24 protein-coding genes are annotated in these 21,146 nt (G+C 60.5%); 2 read left to right on the forward strand and 22 right to left on the reverse strand.

Annotation, left to right across the window (positions count from 1 at the left end; genetic code table 11):
• Positions 1 to 119: 119 nt before the first annotated feature.
• Entirely contained in the window at positions 120 to 503 is a 384-nt protein-coding gene (locus tag GA0071314_RS00990) for a histone-like nucleoid-structuring protein, MvaT/MvaU family (protein WP_074394897.1), read from the reverse strand.
• A gap of 479 nt (positions 504 to 982) precedes the next feature.
• Here GA0071314_RS00990 and GA0071314_RS00995 point away from each other — a divergent pair, with 479 nt between their 5' ends.
• Entirely contained in the window at positions 983 to 1,924 is a 942-nt protein-coding gene (locus GA0071314_RS00995) for a cobyrinic acid a,c-diamide synthase (RefSeq protein ID WP_074394898.1), read from the forward strand.
• 48 nt (positions 1,925 to 1,972) lie between these two features.
• A complete protein-coding gene (locus tag GA0071314_RS01000; RefSeq protein WP_074394899.1) occupies positions 1,973 to 3,229 on the forward strand; it encodes a toxic anion resistance protein in 1,257 nt (418 codons plus the stop codon).
• 9 nt (positions 3,230 to 3,238) lie between these two features.
• Here the strand turns inward: GA0071314_RS01000 and GA0071314_RS01005 are convergent, their stop codons facing one another.
• The 21 genes from GA0071314_RS01005 to GA0071314_RS01105 form a co-directional block, all read right to left on the reverse strand.
• Complete coding sequence (locus tag GA0071314_RS01005; protein WP_074394900.1) at positions 3,239 to 3,526, reverse strand: conserved coiled coil protein; 288 nt, start codon at positions 3,524 to 3,526, stop codon at positions 3,239 to 3,241.
• 81 nt (positions 3,527 to 3,607) lie between these two features.
• A complete protein-coding gene (arfB, locus tag GA0071314_RS01010; protein ID WP_074394901.1) occupies positions 3,608 to 4,021 on the reverse strand; it encodes an alternative ribosome rescue aminoacyl-tRNA hydrolase ArfB in 414 nt (137 codons plus the stop codon).
• A 99-nt stretch (positions 4,022 to 4,120) separates the two neighbouring features.
• Positions 4,121 to 4,720 (reverse strand): 4'-phosphopantetheinyl transferase family protein, encoded by a 600-nt coding sequence (locus GA0071314_RS01015; RefSeq protein ID WP_074394902.1) that lies wholly within the window; start codon positions 4,718 to 4,720, stop codon positions 4,121 to 4,123.
• Positions 4,720 to 5,979, reverse strand: a complete 1,260-nt coding sequence (locus tag GA0071314_RS01020) for a beta-ketoacyl-ACP synthase (RefSeq protein WP_074394903.1) — start codon at positions 5,977 to 5,979, stop codon at positions 4,720 to 4,722. The genes GA0071314_RS01015 and GA0071314_RS01020 overlap by 1 nt, the downstream gene beginning before the upstream one ends.
• Positions 5,979 to 6,704 (reverse strand): 3-oxoacyl-ACP reductase FabG, encoded by a 726-nt coding sequence (fabG, locus tag GA0071314_RS01025; RefSeq protein ID WP_074394904.1) that lies wholly within the window; start codon positions 6,702 to 6,704, stop codon positions 5,979 to 5,981. Before fabG ends, GA0071314_RS01020 begins: the two co-directional genes overlap by 1 nt.
• Entirely contained in the window at positions 6,701 to 7,195 is a 495-nt protein-coding gene (locus tag GA0071314_RS01030) for an ApeP family dehydratase (protein WP_074394905.1), read from the reverse strand. The genes fabG and GA0071314_RS01030 overlap by 4 nt, the downstream gene beginning before the upstream one ends.
• The gene (locus GA0071314_RS01035) at positions 7,188 to 8,381 is read right to left on the reverse strand and encodes a beta-ketoacyl-[acyl-carrier-protein] synthase family protein (RefSeq protein ID WP_074394906.1); all 1,194 of its coding nucleotides are present in this window, start codon (positions 8,379 to 8,381) and stop codon (positions 7,188 to 7,190) included. Before GA0071314_RS01035 ends, GA0071314_RS01030 begins: the two co-directional genes overlap by 8 nt.
• Positions 8,366 to 8,932, reverse strand: a complete 567-nt coding sequence (locus GA0071314_RS01040) for a DUF3261 domain-containing protein (RefSeq protein WP_074394907.1) — start codon at positions 8,930 to 8,932, stop codon at positions 8,366 to 8,368. The genes GA0071314_RS01035 and GA0071314_RS01040 overlap by 16 nt, the downstream gene beginning before the upstream one ends.
• A 3-nt stretch (positions 8,933 to 8,935) precedes the next feature.
• Entirely contained in the window at positions 8,936 to 10,195 is a 1,260-nt protein-coding gene (locus tag GA0071314_RS01045) for an NAD(P)/FAD-dependent oxidoreductase (protein WP_074394908.1), read from the reverse strand.
• 23 nt (positions 10,196 to 10,218) lie between these two features.
• Positions 10,219 to 12,528 carry an MMPL family transporter gene (locus GA0071314_RS01050; protein WP_074394909.1) on the reverse strand — a complete coding sequence of 770 codons (2,310 nt, stop codon included), beginning with the start codon at positions 12,526 to 12,528 and terminating at the stop codon, positions 10,219 to 10,221.
• Complete coding sequence (locus GA0071314_RS01055) at positions 12,525 to 13,100, reverse strand: LolA family protein (protein ID WP_231896492.1); 576 nt, start codon at positions 13,098 to 13,100, stop codon at positions 12,525 to 12,527. The genes GA0071314_RS01050 and GA0071314_RS01055 overlap by 4 nt, the downstream gene beginning before the upstream one ends.
• Positions 13,097 to 13,537 carry an acyl-CoA thioesterase gene (locus tag GA0071314_RS01060; protein ID WP_074394910.1) on the reverse strand — a complete coding sequence of 147 codons (441 nt, stop codon included), beginning with the start codon at positions 13,535 to 13,537 and terminating at the stop codon, positions 13,097 to 13,099. The genes GA0071314_RS01055 and GA0071314_RS01060 overlap by 4 nt, the downstream gene beginning before the upstream one ends.
• A complete protein-coding gene (locus GA0071314_RS01065; RefSeq protein WP_082934166.1) occupies positions 13,527 to 15,098 on the reverse strand; it encodes an HAL/PAL/TAL family ammonia-lyase in 1,572 nt (523 codons plus the stop codon). The genes GA0071314_RS01060 and GA0071314_RS01065 overlap by 11 nt, the downstream gene beginning before the upstream one ends.
• Positions 15,082 to 16,023, reverse strand: a complete 942-nt coding sequence (locus GA0071314_RS01070; RefSeq protein ID WP_074394911.1) for an LpxL/LpxP family acyltransferase — start codon at positions 16,021 to 16,023, stop codon at positions 15,082 to 15,084. The genes GA0071314_RS01065 and GA0071314_RS01070 overlap by 17 nt, the downstream gene beginning before the upstream one ends.
• Complete coding sequence (locus GA0071314_RS01075) at positions 16,020 to 16,790, reverse strand: glycosyltransferase family 2 protein (RefSeq protein WP_074394912.1); 771 nt, start codon at positions 16,788 to 16,790, stop codon at positions 16,020 to 16,022. Before GA0071314_RS01075 ends, GA0071314_RS01070 begins: the two co-directional genes overlap by 4 nt.
• A complete protein-coding gene (locus GA0071314_RS01080) occupies positions 16,783 to 18,486 on the reverse strand; it encodes an AMP-binding protein (protein WP_074394913.1) in 1,704 nt (567 codons plus the stop codon). The genes GA0071314_RS01075 and GA0071314_RS01080 overlap by 8 nt, the downstream gene beginning before the upstream one ends.
• Entirely contained in the window at positions 18,483 to 19,019 is a 537-nt protein-coding gene (locus tag GA0071314_RS01085) for a hypothetical protein (RefSeq protein WP_074394914.1), read from the reverse strand. The genes GA0071314_RS01080 and GA0071314_RS01085 overlap by 4 nt, the downstream gene beginning before the upstream one ends.
• A 3-nt stretch (positions 19,020 to 19,022) precedes the next feature.
• On the reverse strand, positions 19,023 to 19,289 hold the full coding sequence (locus GA0071314_RS01090) for an acyl carrier protein (RefSeq protein WP_231896493.1): 267 nt from the start codon (positions 19,287 to 19,289) through the stop codon (positions 19,023 to 19,025).
• Complete coding sequence (locus GA0071314_RS01095) at positions 19,279 to 19,548, reverse strand: phosphopantetheine-binding protein (protein WP_074398372.1); 270 nt, start codon at positions 19,546 to 19,548, stop codon at positions 19,279 to 19,281. Before GA0071314_RS01095 ends, GA0071314_RS01090 begins: the two co-directional genes overlap by 11 nt.
• Positions 19,520 to 20,308, reverse strand: coding sequence for a lysophospholipid acyltransferase family protein (locus tag GA0071314_RS01100; protein WP_074394916.1), 789 nt, complete (start codon positions 20,306 to 20,308; stop codon positions 19,520 to 19,522). The genes GA0071314_RS01095 and GA0071314_RS01100 overlap by 29 nt, the downstream gene beginning before the upstream one ends.
• Positions 20,305 to 20,976 carry a beta-ketoacyl synthase chain length factor gene (locus tag GA0071314_RS01105; protein WP_074394917.1) on the reverse strand — a complete coding sequence of 224 codons (672 nt, stop codon included), beginning with the start codon at positions 20,974 to 20,976 and terminating at the stop codon, positions 20,305 to 20,307. The genes GA0071314_RS01100 and GA0071314_RS01105 overlap by 4 nt, the downstream gene beginning before the upstream one ends.
• Between the last annotated feature and the right edge of the window lie 170 nt (positions 20,977 to 21,146).

Raw genomic sequence — 21,146 nt, forward strand, 5'->3', positions numbered from 1 at the left:
CCTTTCCCAATATGCTCGCTTGGAGTCGTTAGCGACCATAGCGTAAGGTATTTTGTTCGTCCAATTGCAGAGTAAGTACGCAAAGCGATGAGCTTCTTTAGAGAGTCATCAATCGCGGCTTATGCCTGCTCCTGCACGACCCAACTGACAACTTCTTCATTGCCATATTTAGCTTTCCACTCCTGAATGACCTTGTGGTTTCCACCACGTGTCTCGACCACTTGGCCCGTGTGTGGGTTTTTGTAAACCTTTAAAGCACGTTTTTTACGAGTGCCCGTGCTGCTGTCCTTAGACCCTTTGGTTGATGTGCTGGTGTATGTAGGGTCCAGCATTTCACACACATCACGTGCCGCTTTGCCATGCTCCGCCATAAGGGCTTGCAGTTTCTCTTTGAATTCAAGCTCTTTCTTGAGTTCGCTGTTACTTTCAAGCGCTTGCAGCTCTTCTTGCAGTTGCTTTAGCAGCTGCTCTTTTTTGATGTAATCATTCAATACTGACGCCATCTCAGTTTCCCCATGTTTTTAATTTAAGTAATGTCCACTATTTTCATTATACACGCCAACATTTAATTGTTTAAATTTTAATCTAAAAATGGTGGTATGTGGCATATTGATTTATATCGCTATATTGCGCAACCGCACTTTTAATTTTTGATATAAAATGATCCGGTAAAGCCTATATTTTGTTCGCCAAGACGGCGTTGGATAAAACCCCGTCAGTCCTTTTTCATGATGATTTATGCGGCGAGGTGGGGAGTCCGTTAGCTTATAGGTAACGTCGCTACGTTTAGCGCTCTTAGACTCCAAGGCGATCATTGTTTGAAGGAACGCTAGCGGGCTCAAGGAGACCCAGAAGGCTTTCTTTTCAGCGACAATCTCAGACCACTTCGAGGATGGTTGAAAGGCTGCAACGCACATGGCTGGTGCTTATCGCCCCGGCTCGGTTACTCTACACATTCAATCCATGAAGGATAGTCGCATTAATGTTGGGTTTCCTGCAGGGATTTTCCTACGGTCTTTTCATGACCTGCCTGCCCTGGCTAATGGTCGGGCTCTTCAATCCTGCCCTGGCGCTTCCGCTGGCGGCTCCCGGCCGCCTGCAGGTGATCCTCCGCTATTGTCTGGTAGTGCCTTTTATCAGCATGTTGCTTTGGCTGACGTCTCTGTGGGGTGGTTTCAGCCCCAGCCTGCTTGGCTGGCTTGCTGGCATTGTCGCCATTCCGGTGGCGTTACCCGTCGAGCGAACGCTGCGCGGCTGGTTGGCCCGTCGCCGTGAGCGTCGGCTTGAGGTTCAACGAGCGGCCGAGGCGCGTCAGCGCCGGGCTCAGGAAGAGCGCAAGGCCTATGAGGAGGGAGTGTCGGTGCTTGATCCGGCGCGGCCGCCTGAGGGAGCCGACGACCTTGTGTTGGCTATGTGCCGAGCGAAGCAGAGCCTGTTGGACGTTAACCGCCCCGACCTGGCAATTCTGGCGGATCGCCTCTACAGCCGCTACCGTCATGTGATGGATGTGCTGAGCGGTCGTTTCCACAGTGGCGAGCTGGCGTTCGAGCGTTCGCGCGGCCTGGTGACTCAGGTGTGTCTTGGCGCGGTGGATACGCTGACGACTATGGCGTCCCAAGCACGCGGCGTCGTTCGGGTGGACGGTGATTACGTGCGGCGACGTCTGGAACGGGGGGGCATGCGGCTGAGCGAAGAGGAGCGCGCCGCCCTGGTGCGCCGCCTGGATCTGCTGGTGGAGACCGAGCACCGGCTGAATGAACGCTCCGCCCGTATCGAATCGGCGCTGACCGTGCTCGATGATACCGCCGTTTCCCTGGCACGTATCGAGACGGCGCGCCCCCAGGCGTCGGTGACCACCGAGCAGGCGCTGGAGGATTTGCGCCGCTTCGTCGAAGGTGCCGACCGTTACGCTCGTAAGGATTAAGCCGACCGGCACTGATGCTGCACGGCTTTCACGACCCAGGAGATGCCCATGACCCAGCAACCGGATGACAAACCTCGCCTCTCCCTGCCGCCGGTGGCCGAGATCGCCAGTCAGCTGGGAGTTAGCCAGTCCGATTCGGCCGACCCCGATGACCGTGACCTCGACCTCGACCTCGACCCTGAGCTTGAGGCAATGGCTGACCGCTTTGTCGACGAGGTGCTCGCCGAGGATGGCGATGAGTCGTTGGTGCGCCAGCGCCGAGCCGTGGACGAGATGGGGCTTGAGCTACAGCAGCAGGCCGCCCATCGCAGCGCCATGCTACAGACGCCGCTGCGTAAGCTAGCCCACCAGGGCGACGAAGGAGGGCCGGTCGCCCAGGCACTGGTTAGCCTGCGCGGGCGCATGGAAGGGCTTGATCCTGCTCGCCATCGTCTAGCGCCGAGTACGTTGGATCGCGTTTTGGCGATGATTCCCGGCATCGACAGCCGCGTGCAGCGCTACTTCCGCAAGTTCGAGAATGCTCAACAGGCGCTGGACGCCATCATTGAAGAGCTGGAGGGCGGGCGTGACATGCTGCATCGAGACAACCTCACCCTGAACGATGACCAGCAAGCCCTAAATGAAATCCTAAGCGAGCTCAACCGCCAAGTCGCGCTAGGTCGCTTGATTGATCGTCGCTTGAAGGACGATATTGCCGCGCGAGATACCGATGACCCGCGGCGTCACTTTATCGAAGAAGAGCTGCTTTTTCCCCTTCGTCAGCGCATCGTCGATCTTCAGCAGCAACTGGCGGTGAGCCAGCAAGGCGTGCTGGCGCTGGAGGTGATCATCCGCAACAACCGCGAATTAATGCGCGGCGTGGACAGAGCCATAAACGTCACCGTTTCGGCCCTCACCGTGGCGGTCACCGTGGCCATGGCGATGGCCAATCAGCGTCTGGTACTGGATCGCATCGAAGCTCTCAATTCCACCACCTCGCAGATGATCGGCGGGACTGCCAAGGCCCTTCGCCAGCAGGGCGTGGACATCCAAAAGCGGGCCTCTTCGGCGATGCTCGACATGCAAGTGCTCGAAGAGGCCTTCAGCGAGGTCATGGGCGCGATTGATGATCTCTCAAACTATCGTCAGGAGGCTCTGCCCCGGCTGGATGAGCAGATCAATCGCCTGGCGACCTTGTCTCGCCAGGGCAATGCGTCCATCGAGCGCCTCCGCGAGGGTAGTGAGGTGCAACTGCAGAACAATGACGTTGATACGCCAGCGTCAGGCAATCACGGCCCAACGGATACACCAGAATCAACCAGGTAACGCGCGGTGTTACTTGAAATGGGAGGAGGCGTCCCTGAACGCCTTGCGCATCAACTCCCAGGCGTCATCCATACCCTGGCGGACGGTGTCCCAGGCTGCTTCGCTGGCATGCTGGAGTTCATCGAGCCTTTGTTGCGTTTCCGCCTGGCGTTTCTTGAGCCGCTCTATGTCCTCCTGGTACTTGACCCTGGCCTCGTCACTGGCCTGGCGGGCCTTGGCGGCTAGCCTGTCGATCTCAGCATTCCACTCGTCTAACCGGGCTTTCATTTCCTCAACGAACTCGTCGCGTTGACTCATGATGACACCTCCCATTGCGGTAGCGGGCAGGTCACAAGCCGGCATTTAATGGCGTCGATGATGCTTATGCCACTCTGAGCCTTATAGTGTGACCTTGCCGCGCAGGTTTTTGGTTTTGCCTTTGCGGGTTTTCGCATCCACACGCTTGCGTTTGGCGGAGCGGGTGGGCTTGGTTGGTTTGCGTGTCTTCTGTTGCTTGACCGCTTCGCGAATCAGCTCGCGCAGCCGTGCTAGGGCATCCTCGCGGTTGTGCTCCTGGGTGCGAAAGCGCTGAGCCTTGATGATGACCACGCCCTCTTGGGTGATGCGCTGGTCGGTCAGCGCCAGCAGGCGCTCTTTGTAAAAGGGCGGTAGGGTCGAGCGCTGAATATCGAAACGCAGGTGAATAGCCGAGGCCACCTTGTTGACGTTTTGGCCGCCAGCACCCTGCGCGCGGATAGGGTTCAGCTCAATCTCCCAGTCGGCCAGTTCCACCGTGTTGGAAATATGCAGCATAGGGCTCCTTAACGTGTGGGCAGCAACGCGATGCTTTGTAATGGAGGCATTGATCACGTTAGCACTAGTATAAGTCTATCGTCTGAAGCGCATGCGTGCTTACGAACGTTTTAACTCGAACTTTTTAAAGGGTAATTCTGGCAAGCAATCAATATGCAGGTTGAAGGCATGGCTGACAACGCTAATGGTCCAGCCCTGCGACTGCCAAATCCATGCATGAGCGTTTCCATGAGGAGCAAGTCGTGCGAGCCGGGTCGAAAGTAGGCTGGAAGGTGGTTCATGACTAACGCTATCTAACTTGTAGAGGGCTTCATACAACGTCCAGGCGCGGTAGAAGGCAGCCAGCGGGTCTTTCGCTTTTAGAATAGCGCGTTTTACGTCGGGCTCAGGCAGTAGTTCAACAAGAGACGACAGACGTGCAGCATGGCGGGCCCGGGTGTGCTCTATATCGATGCCCACGGGGACATTCGACACGCCCGCCAGTACCCGCTTATCGCTATGGCTAAGACTGGCCTGGTAAGGGGCCTTTAGGGCGGGGTGCCTCGGCACTCCGCTGCCTCTAGGCGACCAGTCGGCAAGAGGACACTCAATCCCTTGCCGCTTGGCAAGTACACTCAGTAGCTCCCGGCCTCGCTGTGAGAGCGCGGCGCCAACGTGTGTTGCACTCACTTGCGCAATGATAAGGTTGAGGCGTGGCATTAAGGCCAGCGACGGAAGATCAACGAGGTGTTGATACCACCGAACGCAAAGTTGTTGCTCATGACATACTCACAGTCGATGTGGCGTGCTTCACCGCGCAGGTAATCGAGCTCTGCGCAGGCGTCATCGGGCTGGTCGAGGTTGGTGGTGGCATGGAACCAGCCTTCGCGCATCATCTCGATCGCCACCCAGGCTTCCAGTGCACCACAGGCTCCCAGTGTATGGCCGGTAAAACTTTTGAAGGCGCTGATCGGCATGTTGGGGCCGAACACGGCATGGGTGGCGTGGCTTTCGGCAATATCGCCACGATCGGTGGCGGTGCCGTGGGCGCTGACATAGCCAATTTGCCCGGTGTCTAGTCCAGCGTCGTCAAGCGCTTGGCGGATGGCGCGCTCCATCATGCCTGCATCGGGCTGAGTGACATGCCGACCATCGCTGTTGGTGCCGAAGCCGACCAGCTCGGCGTAGATGTTGGCACCACGTGCCTCGGCGTGTTCGAGTTCCTCAAGGATCAGGGTACCTGCCCCTTCGCCGATCACCAGGCCATCGCGCTCGGCATCGAAGGGGCGAGGCGAGGTATGTGGGGCATCGTTACGGGTGCTGGTGGCGAACAGCGTATCGAAGACGGCCGCTTCAGATGCCGACAGCTCCTCACAGCCCCCGGCAATCATCGCGGTCTGGCGGCCGAAGCGAATGGCTTCGTAGGCGTAACCGATGCCCTGGCTGCCCGATGTACAGGCGCTGGAGGTGGTATGGATACGGCCCCGCACGCCAAGGAATACCCCGATATTAACCGGCGCAGTATGCGCCATCATGCGAATATAGGAATTGGCATTAAGCCCATCGGTCGACTTGTTGATCAGCATGTTGCCGAAATCGGCCACCGCATCGGGTTCACCTGCCGAGGCCCCGTAGGCGATGCCCATGTCGCCGCTGCCCACTAGCGGAGCGTCGAGCAGGCCTGCATCCGCCAGCGCCAGTTCACTGGCGCGGGTGGCCATTTGCGCGCCGCGGCCCATGCTGCGCAGCGCGCGCCGGTGATAGTGGTCGGGCAACGTAAAATCACTCACAGGCGCGCCCAGGCGGGTATTGAGGCCTTCGTAGCTGGACCAGTCCGCCATGTGTTGGATGCCGCTTTCCAGGCGCTCCAAGCGGGCCCGAATGCTCGGCCAGTCATTGCCGATCGGTGAGAAACCGGCTATCCCGGTCACCACCACTCTTCGACCCAGCCCATCCTGGCGTAGTGCAGTGTTTGGCATCAGCACATCCCTCCATTAACGGCGAACACTTGCCGGGTGATATAGCTGGCATCGGATGAGCACAAAAAGCCTACCGTGGCGGCGACTTCTTCGCTGGTCCCGGTGCGGCGCATGGGGATCAGCTTGAGCGCCTCCTCGGTCGCCAGTTCGTCGGTCATGTCGGTGTCGATCAATCCGGGCGCGACGCAGTTGACGGTAATTTTCCGCTTGGCCAACTCCACCGCCAGGGCCTTCATCGCCCCGATCAGTCCCGCCTTGGCAGCGCTGTAGTTGACCTGGCCGCGGTTGCCCATCAACCCTGACACCGACGACATCACCACAATGCGGCCCGCTTTGCGGCGGCGAATCATCGGCATGACTAACGGTTTGATGACGTTGTAAAAGCCATCGAGATTGGTGTGGATGACGCTGTCCCAGTCTTCGTCAGACAGTGCAGGGAAGGCGCCGTCGGCGGTAATTCCGGCATTGCAAACGGCGCCGTAATAGGCCCCATGCGCTTCGATGTCGTTTTCAATGGCCTCGCGTGCCGCTTCGCGGTCGGCGACATCAAAGCACAGGATGCGGGCATCGCGCCCCAGAGCACGGATGTCATCGGCGACCGCCTCGGCGGCGTCTTTGTGTTGTCGGCAGTGCAGCACAATATCGAAGCCATCCCGCGCCAGGCGCAGGGCGATGGCACGACCGATGCCGCGGCTCGAACCGGTGATCAAAATGGTATCGGTCATGGGTGGCTCCCTGGTTGTATAGCCTCCAGCGCCTGTGTTGATTCGGGCTGAAAGACGTTGAGCGTGGAGGTGGCGAGCCGGTGGTTTTCACTGTCCAACAGCTGTCCGCTAAAAGCGCCGAGTCCGTTGTCGGCGCGAAAGTCGAGGGTGACCTCAATACGTATCGGCTGGTCGAACGCGAACTGCGGGGTTAGGCATTGATAGCGCCGGGTGCCGAGCAAAAAACCAATACCTGGCTTGTCACCGCCTGTTATCGCCTGTACGCCCGCCCAGGCGGCAACCGCCTGGGCGAGCCATTCAAGCCCTACCCAGCCCGGAATGCCCAGGGAGGTGGCGAACAGGTCGTCGCGCCGTGGCGTGACTCTGGCATGCAGGTATTCATCGCCCACCTCGAGCAGAGTATCGAGCAGGCACATGCCATGACGATGCGGTACGTAGGGCGCGATATCGCAAGGCAGATCCGGTTTTTTTACGGCCGGTGAATCAGTCATTAACACGTTCCAACAGCAAGGCAATATTGTTGCCACCGAACGCGAAGGCGTTGCTGAGTGCGCGGCGGCAGTCGCGTTTCTCGGCGGCGGCATAGGTAAGTGGCGACAGTGCCGGGTCGAGTTGGCCATCGTGCACGTGGGGCGGTAAACGGCCACCATCCAGGGTCAGCCAGCAGAAGGCGGCTTCCAACGCGCCGCATGCGCCCAGGGTGTGGCCGGTCAAGGCCTTGGTCGAACTGCAGGGCAGCGTATCGTCGAGGACATGACTGACGGCCAAGGCTTCCATGCTGTCGTTCTGGCGGGTGGCGGTACCGTGCAGGTTGAGATAGTCGATGTCTGAGGCACCCAGCCGTGCCATGGTCAGCGCGGCCTGCATGGCCGCGATAGCCCCCGTTCCGTCCGGGTGCGGTGAGGAAATATGATAGCCATCGCTGGACTCACCATAGCCGCTGAGCTGGATGCCTCCGGTTTCACCGGTAACCAGAAACAACGCCGCTGCTTCGCCGAGGTTAATACCGCAACGATTGATCGAGAAGGGCTGGCAGGGACTATCGCTGAGCGCTTCAAGCGAGGCGAAACCGTTCACGGTCAGGCTGCAAAGGCTATCGGCACCCCCCGCGATGACCGCATCGCAGGCTCCGGTTGCCAGCAAGCGCTTGGCACTGGCCAGCGCCCGGGCACTGGAGGTACAAGCGGTGGATAGCGTATACGCCGGGCCATCGAGGCCAAGCCACTCGGCAACGAAACATGCCGACGAGCCGATTTCATGGCGCTGATAACGAAAATCTTCGGGCCAATCGCCGTGTTGCTGGCGTTTGGCCAAGGCGATTTCGGTTTCGCCGATACCCGAGGTGCTGGTACCCAGCACGACGCCAATCCGAGCCCCAGGATGCCGCTGACGAAACGCATCGAGGGTCGGCGCGAGCTGCTTCACGGCGGCGGCCAGCAGCTGGTTATTCCGCGAACGGTGCGCCATCGGTAGGCTCTCGGCATCGGGCAAGGCAGACGTCACCCTGCCCAGCGGCAAGGGGCGGCCAGGCGTGAAGGTGTCGTCGAGCACCAGACCGCGACGGCCATTGAACAGCGCATCGGCGATGGTCGCCAGGTCGTCGCCCAACGGGCAGACCAGCGCCGGCGGCAACAGGCGGCAAGGCTGTGCCTGGAGTGGGGTCAATTGGCTGGACATGGGGCGTCCATCGGGTCGGCGTCGTCAGCAAGGGGGGCGATGTATAAGCGGTAATCGGCTTCCAGATCCTCAATAAGCCGACATTCCGTGTCGCCAGTGATGCGCGCGATGAGGCGATCCCGGTAGCGGACGGTTCGCTCGCCGCGTTCTTCCTCCAGCGACCAGGGTTCCTCCTCGAAGGCCTGGGATAGGGCCGATGCGGGCCATAGGCTCCAGCTCAAGCGACTAGCAAGCCACTCGGCGGTAAACGGCGGGTCGAACGACTTGTCGGAGAGAAAGCGGCTGCCAGTGTCATCATGCACTAACGTCAATAAGCGCTGGCCTTGGGGGCTGAGCAGCGCCAGGCGCACCGATTGACCGTCCTGGCGCAAGGCGCCAATCAGCACTTGCCGCTCACCGTCATGTTCGAATGTCAGCTTTTGTTTCTGAGACTCCCGCTCCGGCAGCCTTTCAAGCGCAGGAATAGGCGCATTCGCCGGTCGCCCAGCGCAGCCGATAAGAAGAAAAAGAGCTGCTAGCAATAGCATGAAACGAGGTAAAAAATATCGCATCACTCAAACCTCGCTGATGTCAGGAAAGGTGTTGTCGGTACAGGCCTTAGCCAGCGTATTGAGCCGTCGGCGACTAGCGGCGACCAAGGGATTATTGATGTCCCATGCATAGCCCGCAAGCACTGAACTGATCATCGAGCGAATGCGGGGTGTTTGCGTCTCGTTGAAGATGATGCGCGGCAGGCGTCCATCGTACCAAGCGTCGACAAACTCACGAAAGGTGGCGATGCCGCGTCGCAGCGGTTGTTCGAACTCGCTATCCCAATCGATGCTTTCACCGGCAAGCTGACGTTCGACCAACGGGGCGGCACGCACGGCCGAGTCCAGCGCAATCGTCACGCCTGAGGAAAACACCGGGTCAAGGAACTCACCGGCATTACCCAGCAGGGCAAAGCCCGGGCCGTGTAACCGCTCAACATCACTGGAATAACCCTCCAGGCGGCCGACGTCGCGGATGGCGTGGGCGTTTGCCAGTAGCTTGGCAAGCCGAGGTTCTGCATTGATAAAGTGCCACAGCCGCTGGCTATCGTCGACGCCCGCGGCGTTGAGTGTGGCGCTATCGCCCACCACGCCGATGGAGGCGCGGCCATCGCGGAAAGGAATCAGCCAGTACCAGATGCCCGGATGCTCAGGGTGCACGCCGATCAGAATCTTCTCGCGGTCATGATTTGGGCAGTCTATGCGATCCTCGACGTGCGTAAACAAGGCGCAGCGCGATGCCAGTGACGAGGGGCGGGCAAGCCCGGTCAGTTTTGCAAGCACGCGCCCATAGCCGCTGGCATCCAGCACGAAGCGTGCGTTGAGCGTGCGATGCTCACCGCTGGCATCGACCAATATGAGGCTTGGCCGGTCATGATCGGCGGTGAAGGCGTCAACGCGTGTCTCGAACTCCACCTCGGCGCCGGCTTGGCGTGCGCCTTCGATCAGCCGCTGGTCGAAATCGCTGCGTTCAACCTGCCAGGTGGTGCCGGGGCCGGGGCTGAATTTGTCGCGAAAATCGACCGCGGAATAGCGGTCTCGCCAGGTAAAGGCGGCGCCATTCTTGACTTGAAAGTCACCTGCCTGCGCCGCGTCGAGCAGGCCGCAGGTGTCGAGATGCGCCATGCATTGCGGCAGCAGGCTTTCACCAATCGAGAAACGTGGAAACAGGCTGCGTTCGATAACCCGTACGCGTAGACCTCGCCGGGCGAGCCATGCAGCCGCGGCAGCGCCCGAAGGGCCCGCGCCAATAATCGCCACATCAGTGGTTTCATGCAGTTCCATAGCGTTTGTGTCTCCTGATACCGTCATGGCTGATGGGGTTGGGAAATGGCGTGCCGTGTCTCAGCCCTGGCGAACGGCACCAGTGCCCACACCGCGGCGAGGCCCACAAGGCAGGTGAGGCCCAAATAATGCAATGCCGGTGTTGAGCTGAACGATAGCAAGCCAAAGGCCAGCAAGCTGGAGGCGCAGGACAGGCTGATGGCGAGCCACACCGCGGGGCTATCAGGATGCTCGGTACTGAAGATGCCCGCGTCGAGCCCAATGCCCAGTACCAGTAACAACCCTAGCAGGTGGAACAGCGTCAGGCCGATGTTGAGTGCGCTAAATAGCGCCAGGGTTACCAACACGGCGCCCAAGGGTGGCAGTAACACACGCCAGGCCCGCCCGCGATAGCGCCAGCCAAACACCAGCGCTAAACCCAGCGCAGCAATGCCCAAGCACAGGGCAATTTGCTCACGCAGTCGCGACAGGGTGTCTGTGAGCGTGGCCACCCGATCCTGGTAGTGGACATGATCTGGTGCGGCGAGCTCATCAAGCGCTTGCTGGGCGTGCTCATCGGCGCCGCCCAGCGTCACCAGGGCGGCCAATTGCGGGTGCGTGTCCTCCGCCGTGTCAGTCTCGCCCATCCACAGTGTGCTATCGGCACGACCTGCCGACATCTTAAGCCACGCTTCTATCGTCAGCAGCGGCACGCTGCGTAGCGGTTGTTGAGCCTCTTCGAGAAGCGTGTCGGGAAGCCCGGCCTCGGCGACCCAGTCTGGCAGGGCATCGCTATAGGCTTGGCGCACGTGTTCCAGGTTGGCTTGCTGTGTCGCCGGTGACGGCACTGCTTGAGCGAGGTGGCGGTAGTGCGCCAGATGCCCTTCGGCCTGTAGATCCGCCAATGACGTGTCCAGGGCTTCCAGGCGTTCCAGCAGCAAGGCTTCATGCTCTGCCGTGACGATGAGATATTGGTTATCGGTGGAGCGTTCCATTAGCGTCTGTACGCGTTGCTGCTCGGCAATCAGCGAGTCGGGCGAGGGGTTCAATTGGCGCAGGTCGTCGTTGGCGGTTAGCCGCGTGACGATCAACACCATCGCGAATAGGCCGAGCAACCCCAGCAGACCCCAGCGGTAGGGCGCGTGAGGCGGCAGCCGCACGCGGTTCAGCTGGGTGGCGATGCGTTGCGTCGCAATGTGGGGGCGTGGGGACCACCAGGGTAACCATAAGCGCACCGTCAACCAGGCGCCGACCAACCCTAGCGCGGCGAAGGTGGCCATTTGGCGCAAGCCTGGCATCGGCGTGATGAGTTGAATAAGGTAAGCCGCCAAACTGGAAACTAAGCCTAATAGTAGCCCCGGCCAGAGGTAAGCCAGTCCACGCTCGGGCGCCAGCTGCCGAGCGCATTGCAGGTGCAGCGCATAGTCGACCGCGACGCCGATCAAGCTGGCGCCAAATGCCAGCGTTAGCAGATGCAGCGTGCCGAATAGCCACCAGGTGACAGGCAGGGCAAACAACACGCCGCAGGTGATCGGCAATAATAGGCTGACCAGTACCGAGCCACGCCGAAACGTCGCCCATAGCAGCAACCCGATGCCCAGCAATGAGCCAAGCCCAATGGTCGAGATTTCGCGTTTGGCCTGTGCCGCCCCAGCCGCGGCATGGAAGACCAGGCCACTGCGCAACATCTCAGCCTCGGGATGCGCCGTCTGGAAGTCCGCCAACGCTGTAGACAGGCGTTGCTGCAGCTCCATATCGTAGGGGCTTGCCGACAGCTGGCCACTGACGATAAACCAGCGCGTGCCTTGCTCACTCACGCTGGGCAGACCATCGCGTAGCCGAATGGGGCTGTCGAGCCGCTGTTCAAGCCAGGCATCGAGCAGGCCGAAAGGGTCGCGTCTGGGTTCGACCTCGCTACCCAGCGAATGCAGCCGTGTCAGGCCACGCTGTACCCAAGCATCGTTATCAGCGTCGGCGAGGGAGTCGGTCAGCAGGCGATAGCGATAAGGCGATAAATCATTTGCGGGGTTCTCGAAGCCGTCAACGTCGAAGTCGCTGACGCTAGCGGATGCCTCCAGTCGTTCCTTTAGGTCGGCTACCAAGCGTTCGGGCGAATCCCCCTTCACCAGCAGTACAAAGCGGTTCTCGACGACGTGGCTGAGGCTTTGTTCGGCTTGCTCGATCAAGGCTGTCTGCTGGCTGTCGGGCAGCAGCGCGGTAATGCGTGTATCAAGCGGCGCGCCCTTGCTCAGCAAGCTGGCCAGTAATAGGGCGCAGCCCAGCAGCAGCCCGGCCCAGCCCCAGGCCGCGAGGCGTTCGCGATGAGTGGGGCTAGGCGGTTGGACATGGTTCACGGCGATGAATCACCGTCGTCGAGGTCATCGCAAGAAGCGGCCGTCAGGGTCAGATCGAGCCGGTCATCGTTGGTGAACTCAAGGGCGACTTTCTCTACGCGTTGGTCACCGCTCACCACCAGTTGATTAAGCCGTTCGCTGACGCTTGATTGATTGGGCGTTAGCGTGGCCTGCCAGTTGTCCAACTCGCCGCTGAGTTCGATGGTGAAATGCTCCTCCAGGGCCTGCCAATGGCCTCCAAGAAGCCCGCTAAACACCGGGGCGATGACCTGAAATCCCGCGGGCAAGTCGTCGTTGTCTTCACTCAGCACAACACGTTCCTGCACCGGCGAGGTCGTCTCCCAGACGAGACCCTCGTCGCGTTGCTCAAAATGGCCTCGGCTATCCAGCTGTGTCTCAAGATCGACCAGGTGGCGGGTTTGCTCGAAGCGGCCGCACTGCGGCGCGTGCTTGGCTAAGCGGTCGGCAAGGGCGGCGCCATCGGGCGCTGCCCAGGTGGTCGGGCTGAGCATCAGGCTCAGCACGGTCACTGTTACCGTGATAGCGGGGTACCAGAAAAGTCGCTGTCTCATGTGTTGGCCTCCTGCCAGGCGATCAGCCGCTCAACTAACGCGGGTGGCGACGCCAGGCGCATTTCATGGTCGTCGAGGCCTACCGCCACCTGCACGCTCCAGGCGCGTGTCAGGCGTTTGCGCGTTTCGGCATCGCGAATGGTGTAATCAATCTTGAGCCGATGCTCCCATTCACTCATGCGTGCCTCAATGGCGATACGTTGGGCAAACAGGGCCGGACCCGCATAGCGCAGGCGCAGGTCGATTACCGGCCAGGCGAATCCCGAGGCCTGCATTTGGGGGTAGTTATAGTCGATAGCATCCAGCAGTTCGCAACGGGCGATTTCCAGATACCGCACATAGTGGCCATGCCAGGCCACCTGCATCATGTCGACATCGTGGAAGGGAATCACCAGCTCGGTCTCGCCCCGTGGCAACGGGCGGTCGTCAGGTGTCATACAAGCTCCAGCGGCGTTGGCGAATCAGGTCACATAGACTGCGCAGTTCGGCTTCCAGAGCACGGTCCTCTTCCAGCACCGGGAAGACGGACCGGCACTCATCCACAAAGTCAGCCAGGCGCGTAGGAGGCGGCGTGGCGTCGTCGAGGTGGCTGCGCAGTTCAACGGCCTGGCAGGTGGCGTGCAGGGTGGCGGCGGCGACCTGCTCCACGAGGGTCAGGATACGCAGTGCATCGCGGGCGGCAATGGTGCCCATGCTAACCTTGTCCTGGTTGTGGCATTCGGTAGAGCGCGAAAACACGCTGGCCGGCATGGTCAGCTTGAGCGCCTCGGCCGTCCACGCTGACGCGCCGATCTGTACCGCCTTGTAGCCGTGGTTGAGACTAGCCCGCTCAGGCGCCGCGCCACTCAGGTTGCTGGGTAGGCCGTGATTGAAACGAGTGTCGACCAGCTGCGCCAGTTGGCGATCGAGCAGGTCGGCCAGGTTGGCACAGGCCTGCTTGAGGCTGTCCATGACAAACGCCACATGCCCCCCATAAAAGTGGCCGCCGTGCATGACCTTGCCGTGCTCGGCGTCGATTAATGGGTTGTCGTTGGCGCTGTTGAGTTCGGTCTCGAGGAACTGGCGCCACCAGGGCAGCGAGTCTTCCACGACGCCGATCACATGCGGGGCGCAGCGCGTCGAGTAACGATCCTGCAGGCGCGGGGAATTGCGCGGCGTGTCGGGCGCGTGAAGGTCGTCCCGCAAGCGCTCGGCGACCCGGTTCTGGCCGGGGTGCGGCTTGGCGGCGAACAGGTCGGCGTCAAAATGGTAAGGGTTGCCGTCCAGCGCGTAGACTGATAAGCCGGTGATGCGCGTAGAGAGCTGGGTCAGATAGCTTGTCCGTGCGAACGCGAACACGCCCAGCGCCGTCATCACCGCCGTGCCGTTCATCAGCGCCAGGCCTTCCTTGGGCTTGAGACGATACGGGGTGAGGCCATGCGCTGCGAACACCTCCGCCGTGGCGCGGCGTTGCCCACGCTCGAAGACGTCGCGTTCGCCGCACAGTACGGCGGCCAGGTACGACAACGGCGTCAGGTCACCGCTGGCGCCCACCGACCCCTCTTCGGGAATAACGGGTACGACATCGTGTTCCAGTAACCAGACCAGGCGTTCGAGCAGTTCGACGCTGACCCCTGACACGCCGCGACACAGCGACACCAGGCGTACCATGACCACGGCCCGCGAGGCTTCCACCGAGAGCACATCGCCCAGGCCGCAGCCATGGAAGGTATATAGCTGGCGGGGCAGTTGTTCCAAGTCGGCGGCGGAGACGTCGCGGGTGCAGGAGTCGCCATAGCCGGTAGTGACGCCGTAAACCGTGCCCTCTTCTTCGAGCAGGCGCTCGAGAAACGCATTGCCGCGGGCGATGCGCTCACGGAACGCGGGTGCCGTCGACAGCACGACGCGGCGTCGGCCTTCGGCGACCGCCAACACTTCCTCGAGCGTGACGATCGAGCCATCCAGGGTAAGGGGCGCGCTGACCTTGGCGTCAGCGGCCGGGTCATGGTGCGTCGTCATGGGGGTAGTCAATGTCGTTGATCCAGAAGGGGTAGAAATTGAACCATTGCAGCGGGTGACGCCGCACGCGCTCAGCCAGTTGGTCGGCATAACGTTGCATCGCGTCGGCAATCCAGGCTTCACGCTGCCGACGTGGCAACTGCTGGGTGTCGTCGATGGCATCGAAATCGATCCGGAAGCGGCCATCCTCACGTACACAGGCCAACGCATACAGCGGGCAGCGGAGCAGCGCCGCCAGCCAGAAGGGGCCTTCGGGAAACAGGGCGGCATCCCCCAGGAAGTTAACACGCTGAGTGCGTTCTCCCGACAGCGGGAGACGGTCGGCGGCAATCACCACATATCCGCCGGCATTGATGTGTTCGGCCAGGGACTGGGCGGTCGCGGGGGTAATTTCGCTGACTTCCATTATATGCGGGCGTGGTCGGCCCGTGACGCGCTCTAGCAGCGCATTGAATTTGCGGGCGTTGCGGGTATGCATCATCACCCTCAGCTTAAGTGCTTGGTGTCGCTCAGCAAGCGCGTTAACCACGTCGAGATTGCCATGATGCGCGACGAGAATCAGGCCGCCGCGCCCGCCAGCGATGGCCGTCACAAAATGCTCGATACCCTTGCCGGCCAGTTTGTCATCGGGGATATCTCCGCTCCACGCGGCGACCTTATCCATCAAAGTATCGCCGAAGGCCAGGAAATGTCGATAGCTTTGCCACCGCCTTGCGAGTGGACGTTTCGCGAGGCTTGGAGTGAGGCGCTGAAGGTAGGCCTGGGAGGCACGCCTTGCCGTACCGTGCATCACGAAATACCAGAGTATGACCGGCCATAGCACGATCCGGAACGGCCAGCGCCCCAGGTAACGCTGTATCGCCACCATCAGGGTCATGCCAATAACACTGCCACGCTCGCCGATGCTTGCCCAGTGCCGGTTCATGGGCGCACCTTGCTCGACGGTTGTCGAAAGCGCCGGATGAGCAGGCGGGGAAGGCGCCACAGCATGCCGAAGAATAACCGGGTATGCATGGCGGCGATCTGGCGGTTGTCGCGCCACAGGGCGTAATGGCTCACGCCATCGTCGGGGTATTGCACCCGCACAGGCTGGTTGGACACAGCGCCACCTGCCCAGTGCCAGCGCACCAGTACTTCGGTGTCAAAGGTCATGCGGTCGCCACAGGCGTGGCGTTCCAGCAGGTGATTGAGCGGCGCAACCGGGTAAAGCCTGACGCCGCACATGGAATCGCGGATATCCAGGGACAAGGTGTTGATCCATACCCACACGTGCGTTGCATAGCGGCCGTAGAAGCGTATTTTTGGCACGCTGGCATCGTAACGAGGGTAGCCGATCACCAGCGTTTCGGGCGACGTGTCCAGTTCAGCGAGAAAGGCAGGCAAGTCGTCGCTGGCATGTTGGCCGTCGGCATCCACCTGCAGGGCATGGGTGAAGCCCAACTGCTGGGCGTGTGCCAGTCCGGCACGCACCGCCGCGCCCTTGCCCTGATTATAGGCAAGCCGCAGCAGGTGGTGGCCCTGTTCCGCGAGGCGGTCGAGTTCGGTGGCACACTCGGCATCACAGCCATCATCGACCAGCAGCAGCGGTATCCCCAGCGCAGCGAGTTTTTCGCACACCGGCCCGACCGTGGCGGGGTGGTTATAGACGGGAATGAGAACGCAGGGGGAGTACTTGGTACAGTATTCAGCCATGTTGCTCTCCCTCCTGGATATGCATGCGAACCTGTCCGCTACAATGCCGTCCTTCGTGTGAATCAATATAGAAAGCCAAGCCGTCGTCCCGGCGTGTCAGTTTCAGCGTGAAACGGGCTCCAGGGCGTAATACTCGCTGGAATTTCAAGCGTTCGATACCCTGAAACTCGCCGAGTTGCCCGAAGCGTTCACCGGCGAAATTAATCGCCCACTGTACCATGACCACCCCTGGCACCAGCGGATACTCATCGAAGTGGCCTTCGAGAAAAATCAAACGCTCCGGCACTTCCAGCGTTAGGGTGCAGGTGTCGGGGTCCGGGCGATCATCGCCTAGCCAGCGTGGCGATTTGGGGTCATCAAGGTCAGCGAATAGCTGGTTGATCAGCGAGCGGTCGAGCTTGCTCTGAGTATTGCACGGCAGGGCATCGACGAAGCGCCAGTAGCGAGGGATGGTGACCCGCTCCAGGTGATGCGATAAATGCGTTCGTAAGCGCTGAATCAGTGCATGGCGGGTGGCGTGTTCGTGCGGAATCACCGCGCTGGGCAGCACGGCCACGACGCCTAGCCGCCCGTCACTCCGGCCAAGATCGATACAACGTGCGTCGCTGATTTCCGGCGCGGTGGCGAGGATACGCTCGATATGCGACAAGGAAACCCGCTTGCCCGCGATCTTTACCACGCGATCCGCGCGGCCCAGCAGCTCGAAGCCATTGCGCACGGGTGTCACTCGGTCTGGCTGGTGCCACCAGCGTTGAGGGTCCTCAAGAAAGGGCGAACGCAGCGCTAAGTACTCATCCTCACACGCTACCTGCACACCGGGTAGGGGTTGCCAGGCAGCGCTTAAGGTTTGGCGACGCTGGGCGATCCCGCCTGTTTCGGTACTGCCATAGATTTCAATCACCGGAGCATGCAGTAACGTTTCGCTGCGCTGGGCATGCGCTGAAGCCAGCGGCGCGCCCGAGGAAAACAGGCGTAGGGGGCGAGGAAGGTCGCGCCACGGCAGGTGCTCCGGCAAACGCGTCAATTGAGCGGGGGAGCTTACAACCACCGGCGCAAGGCCGGCATCGCCAGCGTCCTTCAGCCGCGCGGCCAGCGTCTCAGGGTAACAGCACGCGTCGCCACAAAAGGCAGCGCTGGCGCATAGAGGATGCAGCACGCCGGTCAGCAACCCATAAATATGCTGGTGACTGACCTGAGAAATGACGCAACAATCAGCCAGCGGCCACAGCTGCGCATGGGCCGCTAATTCTGCTTCGAGCTGGTCAAACCGTTTGGTGAGACGCACAGGCGCGCCCGTCGAGCCTGAAGTATGCAGGACAACCGCCGTCGCTGTTGAACGAAGCGGCGCCGGTTGAGGAAGCGGCTCACCCGCAGCATGTTCGACTCGGTTGCCGGGAGCGTCGGGCAGCGTGCCGTCAACTTCCTGAGCAATGCGTGCCAGTGTTGCGGGACGATCATCGGCGGGCAGGACCGCCACACGACCGCTCTCCCACAGGGCAATCAAGGCTGCGCAAAATTCCCCAGGGTGAGGTTGATAGAGTAACCATTCACCGCCAGGTTGGTCGGCCAGCCAGTGATGCCAGGCATCGATTCGCGGCGCGAGCGAAAGCGGGTCGACCCAGTGCTGAGGGAGGATGCGGTGGTGGCGCGCGAGTTTCCGACGCCAGGGTAGCTGGGTGAGCGGCACGAATGTCACGACAGGCTTCTCCGCAAACGGTGGCGCAACAGCCATTCCCCGGAGAACATAAGCGCGATCAGCCCATAGCTGATGACGCCGTTGTACAGCGTCCAGGTGGCCAGGTCGGCATATAAAGCGGTCCAGGCGGCGATGCTGCCGTTGAGCACAAAAAAACCGCACCACGCCCAGGTGACGCGGCGGGTATAGGCAACGCCGGTCGGCGGCAGGTCGGGCTCTTTCAGTCGCGCCAGGCGCTCGACAATCGGCATGCCCCGCCACAGGCTGGAGAGAAAAACGGCCAGCATCAGGGCGTTGATGGCGACAGGGTAGGCACGCATGCCTAGGTCGGCGTAGCCTAATCCACCGAGCACAAGCATCAATACCGCTACCATGATCGCCAGATAGCGAGCCTGCGACATCCGCCAGGCGAGTAGCGCTGCCCCGGCGACCAGCAGTGGCCAGCTACCTACATGGCCATGCAGCACAAAGACCAGTACCGGCCAGGCCACTGCCAGCAGTACGCTGAGTGTGTTGATTCCTTGCCTTGGCATATCTCAGCGTTGCATCAGGCGTTCGACGGCATTGACCACGTCATCGATGGTGCGCACCGATTTGAAGTCGTCGGGGTTGATGCGCCGGCCGGTGAATTGCTTGAGCTCGACGACCAGGTCCACAGCATCGATGCTGTCGATATCCAGGTCTTCATAGAGGCGTGCCTGGGGTTTGATATCGTGAGAATCGAGCTCAAATAACTCGATCAGCGTCTTGCTCACGTGAGTAAAGATTTTCGTACGCTCAGTGGCAGCAACATCAGTCGACACGGCGGGCCTCCACGAGTGCCTGCAGGGCATTCAGGTTGGCGAAGTGCTGGCGTGTTTCCTCGGCTTCGGCATCTAGCTTGATACCGTAGCGCTTCTGCAATGCCAAACCAAGCTCCAGGGCATCGATGGAATCGAGTCCTAGCCCGTCGCCAAATAAAGGGGCTTCAGGGTCGATATCGTCTGGCGCAATATCCTCAAGCTCCAGCGTGTCGATGATCATGCGCTTGAGTTCAAGCGTCAGGTCGGAGGGTTCGCTCATCATGTAAGTGTTCCAATTCCCTATTGAAGTGATCGCTTAGCCGACGTGTCAGTTGTCTGGCGAGCTGCCCGGTCGGCTGCTGATTGTCTGTATTGACGGGCAGATCGTGAAGCACACGCAGATCCATCTGCACCTTGCGGATAGGAATCCGGTACCAAGGCTCCCCTTTGGTCAGCGTGGTCGGCGTGCATTGTATCAGTACCGGTGTGATATCCGTGCCCGAGCGCAGGGCAATATTGGCGCCCCCGCGACGAAACTTGATCGGCCGCTGGGGGGCGGTTCGCGTGCCTTCGGGAAACAGAATCAAAGAATTGCCTTTCGCCAGGCTCGCCTTGGCTGCCTCGAGCACCGCTTCAGGGTCGGCATTGGTAATATAACCCGCCGCCAGGATGGGGCCACGGGTGAACGGGTTGTTGGCCAGCTTGCCCTTGACGATACAGTCAGCGTTGGGGACATAGGCCAACAGAAACACCACATCGATCAGCGAAGGGTGGTTGGCCAGTACTAGCAACCCAGGGCGCTGCAAACGCTCCATATGTTCGAAACGATAATCCAGTACGCCGAGTTTCTGCATGAGCGTGGCGAATAAGCGGAAACAGCGCTGGATCAACCGGCGTGCAATTCGCTGACGACGTTCGCTATTGCGAATACACAGTCGGATAAGGGGGGCGACCACTAAACCAATGACCAGGCCACCGATACCGAACATCAAAAACGAGATGGCCGTCCCTAACCCACGGCGCCACTGATCAAGCGTCATCCTGCCTCCAGTCGCCAGCGCAGCAAGCCGTCAAGAAATGGGGTGTCGGCATTCAACCAGGCGATCACATCAGCCGGTGTGGGGCGTGAGGGCGATGAAACTGGCTGGGACTCAAGCTTGGTTCCCGGGCCAAATGATAGCCGCATACCCACCGCGCTAGGTAAGCCGGGGTCTTCGGCATACCCCTGATAGGGGGCAGGCAGGGGCCCCTCAGAGAAAACGATTACGACCGCTGGGTATCCTTCAACGAGATAGCCGTTTGCCTCACAAAGCAGCGCGTCGAATTCATTACCGCAGGCACCCAAGGCTTGTAAGGGTAGGTGGTGTCGATTGGCGATCGAGTGCACGCCCAAGACGGCATTGTGAACAGACATCGAAAAGCGGGTTGGGGAGATCGGCTCTCCCTGCGTGATCGATTCCAGCATTTGCAGCGTATGGGACGCATCACCATGGCGTGAGGCATGAATCAGTGGGCACGCACTTTCGGAGTCTAGCAGACTCAAAATGCCACACGTCGCGCGGCCGACTTCGTCCAAGCGACGACGCAGCATCGGCGGAAGCGGGGAAGCGCTGACGTTAGACGAGAGGTCGTGCTGACGGCGTATTGCAACGCTTGGCTGAGCCGCGCTCCACGCCTGCCAGTCCTCAAGGTGAAAGGCTGCGGGCATATCGCTGTCTTTGCATAAGGATGGCCGACAAGGTTAACTTGCCGATGCTGTTGGCTCAAGTTGTTTAGGGCTTGCTGTGCTCTTTATATGATGTCAATAAGGAGTGGCTAATAAAAAAATTTAAAAATAGCTAAAGAAAATATTTAAGCTTCCGATAATAACAAATTCCT

The sequence above is a fragment of the Halomonas sp. HL-93 genome, from assembly GCF_900086985.1.
GTDB lineage: Bacteria > Pseudomonadota > Gammaproteobacteria > Pseudomonadales > Halomonadaceae > Vreelandella.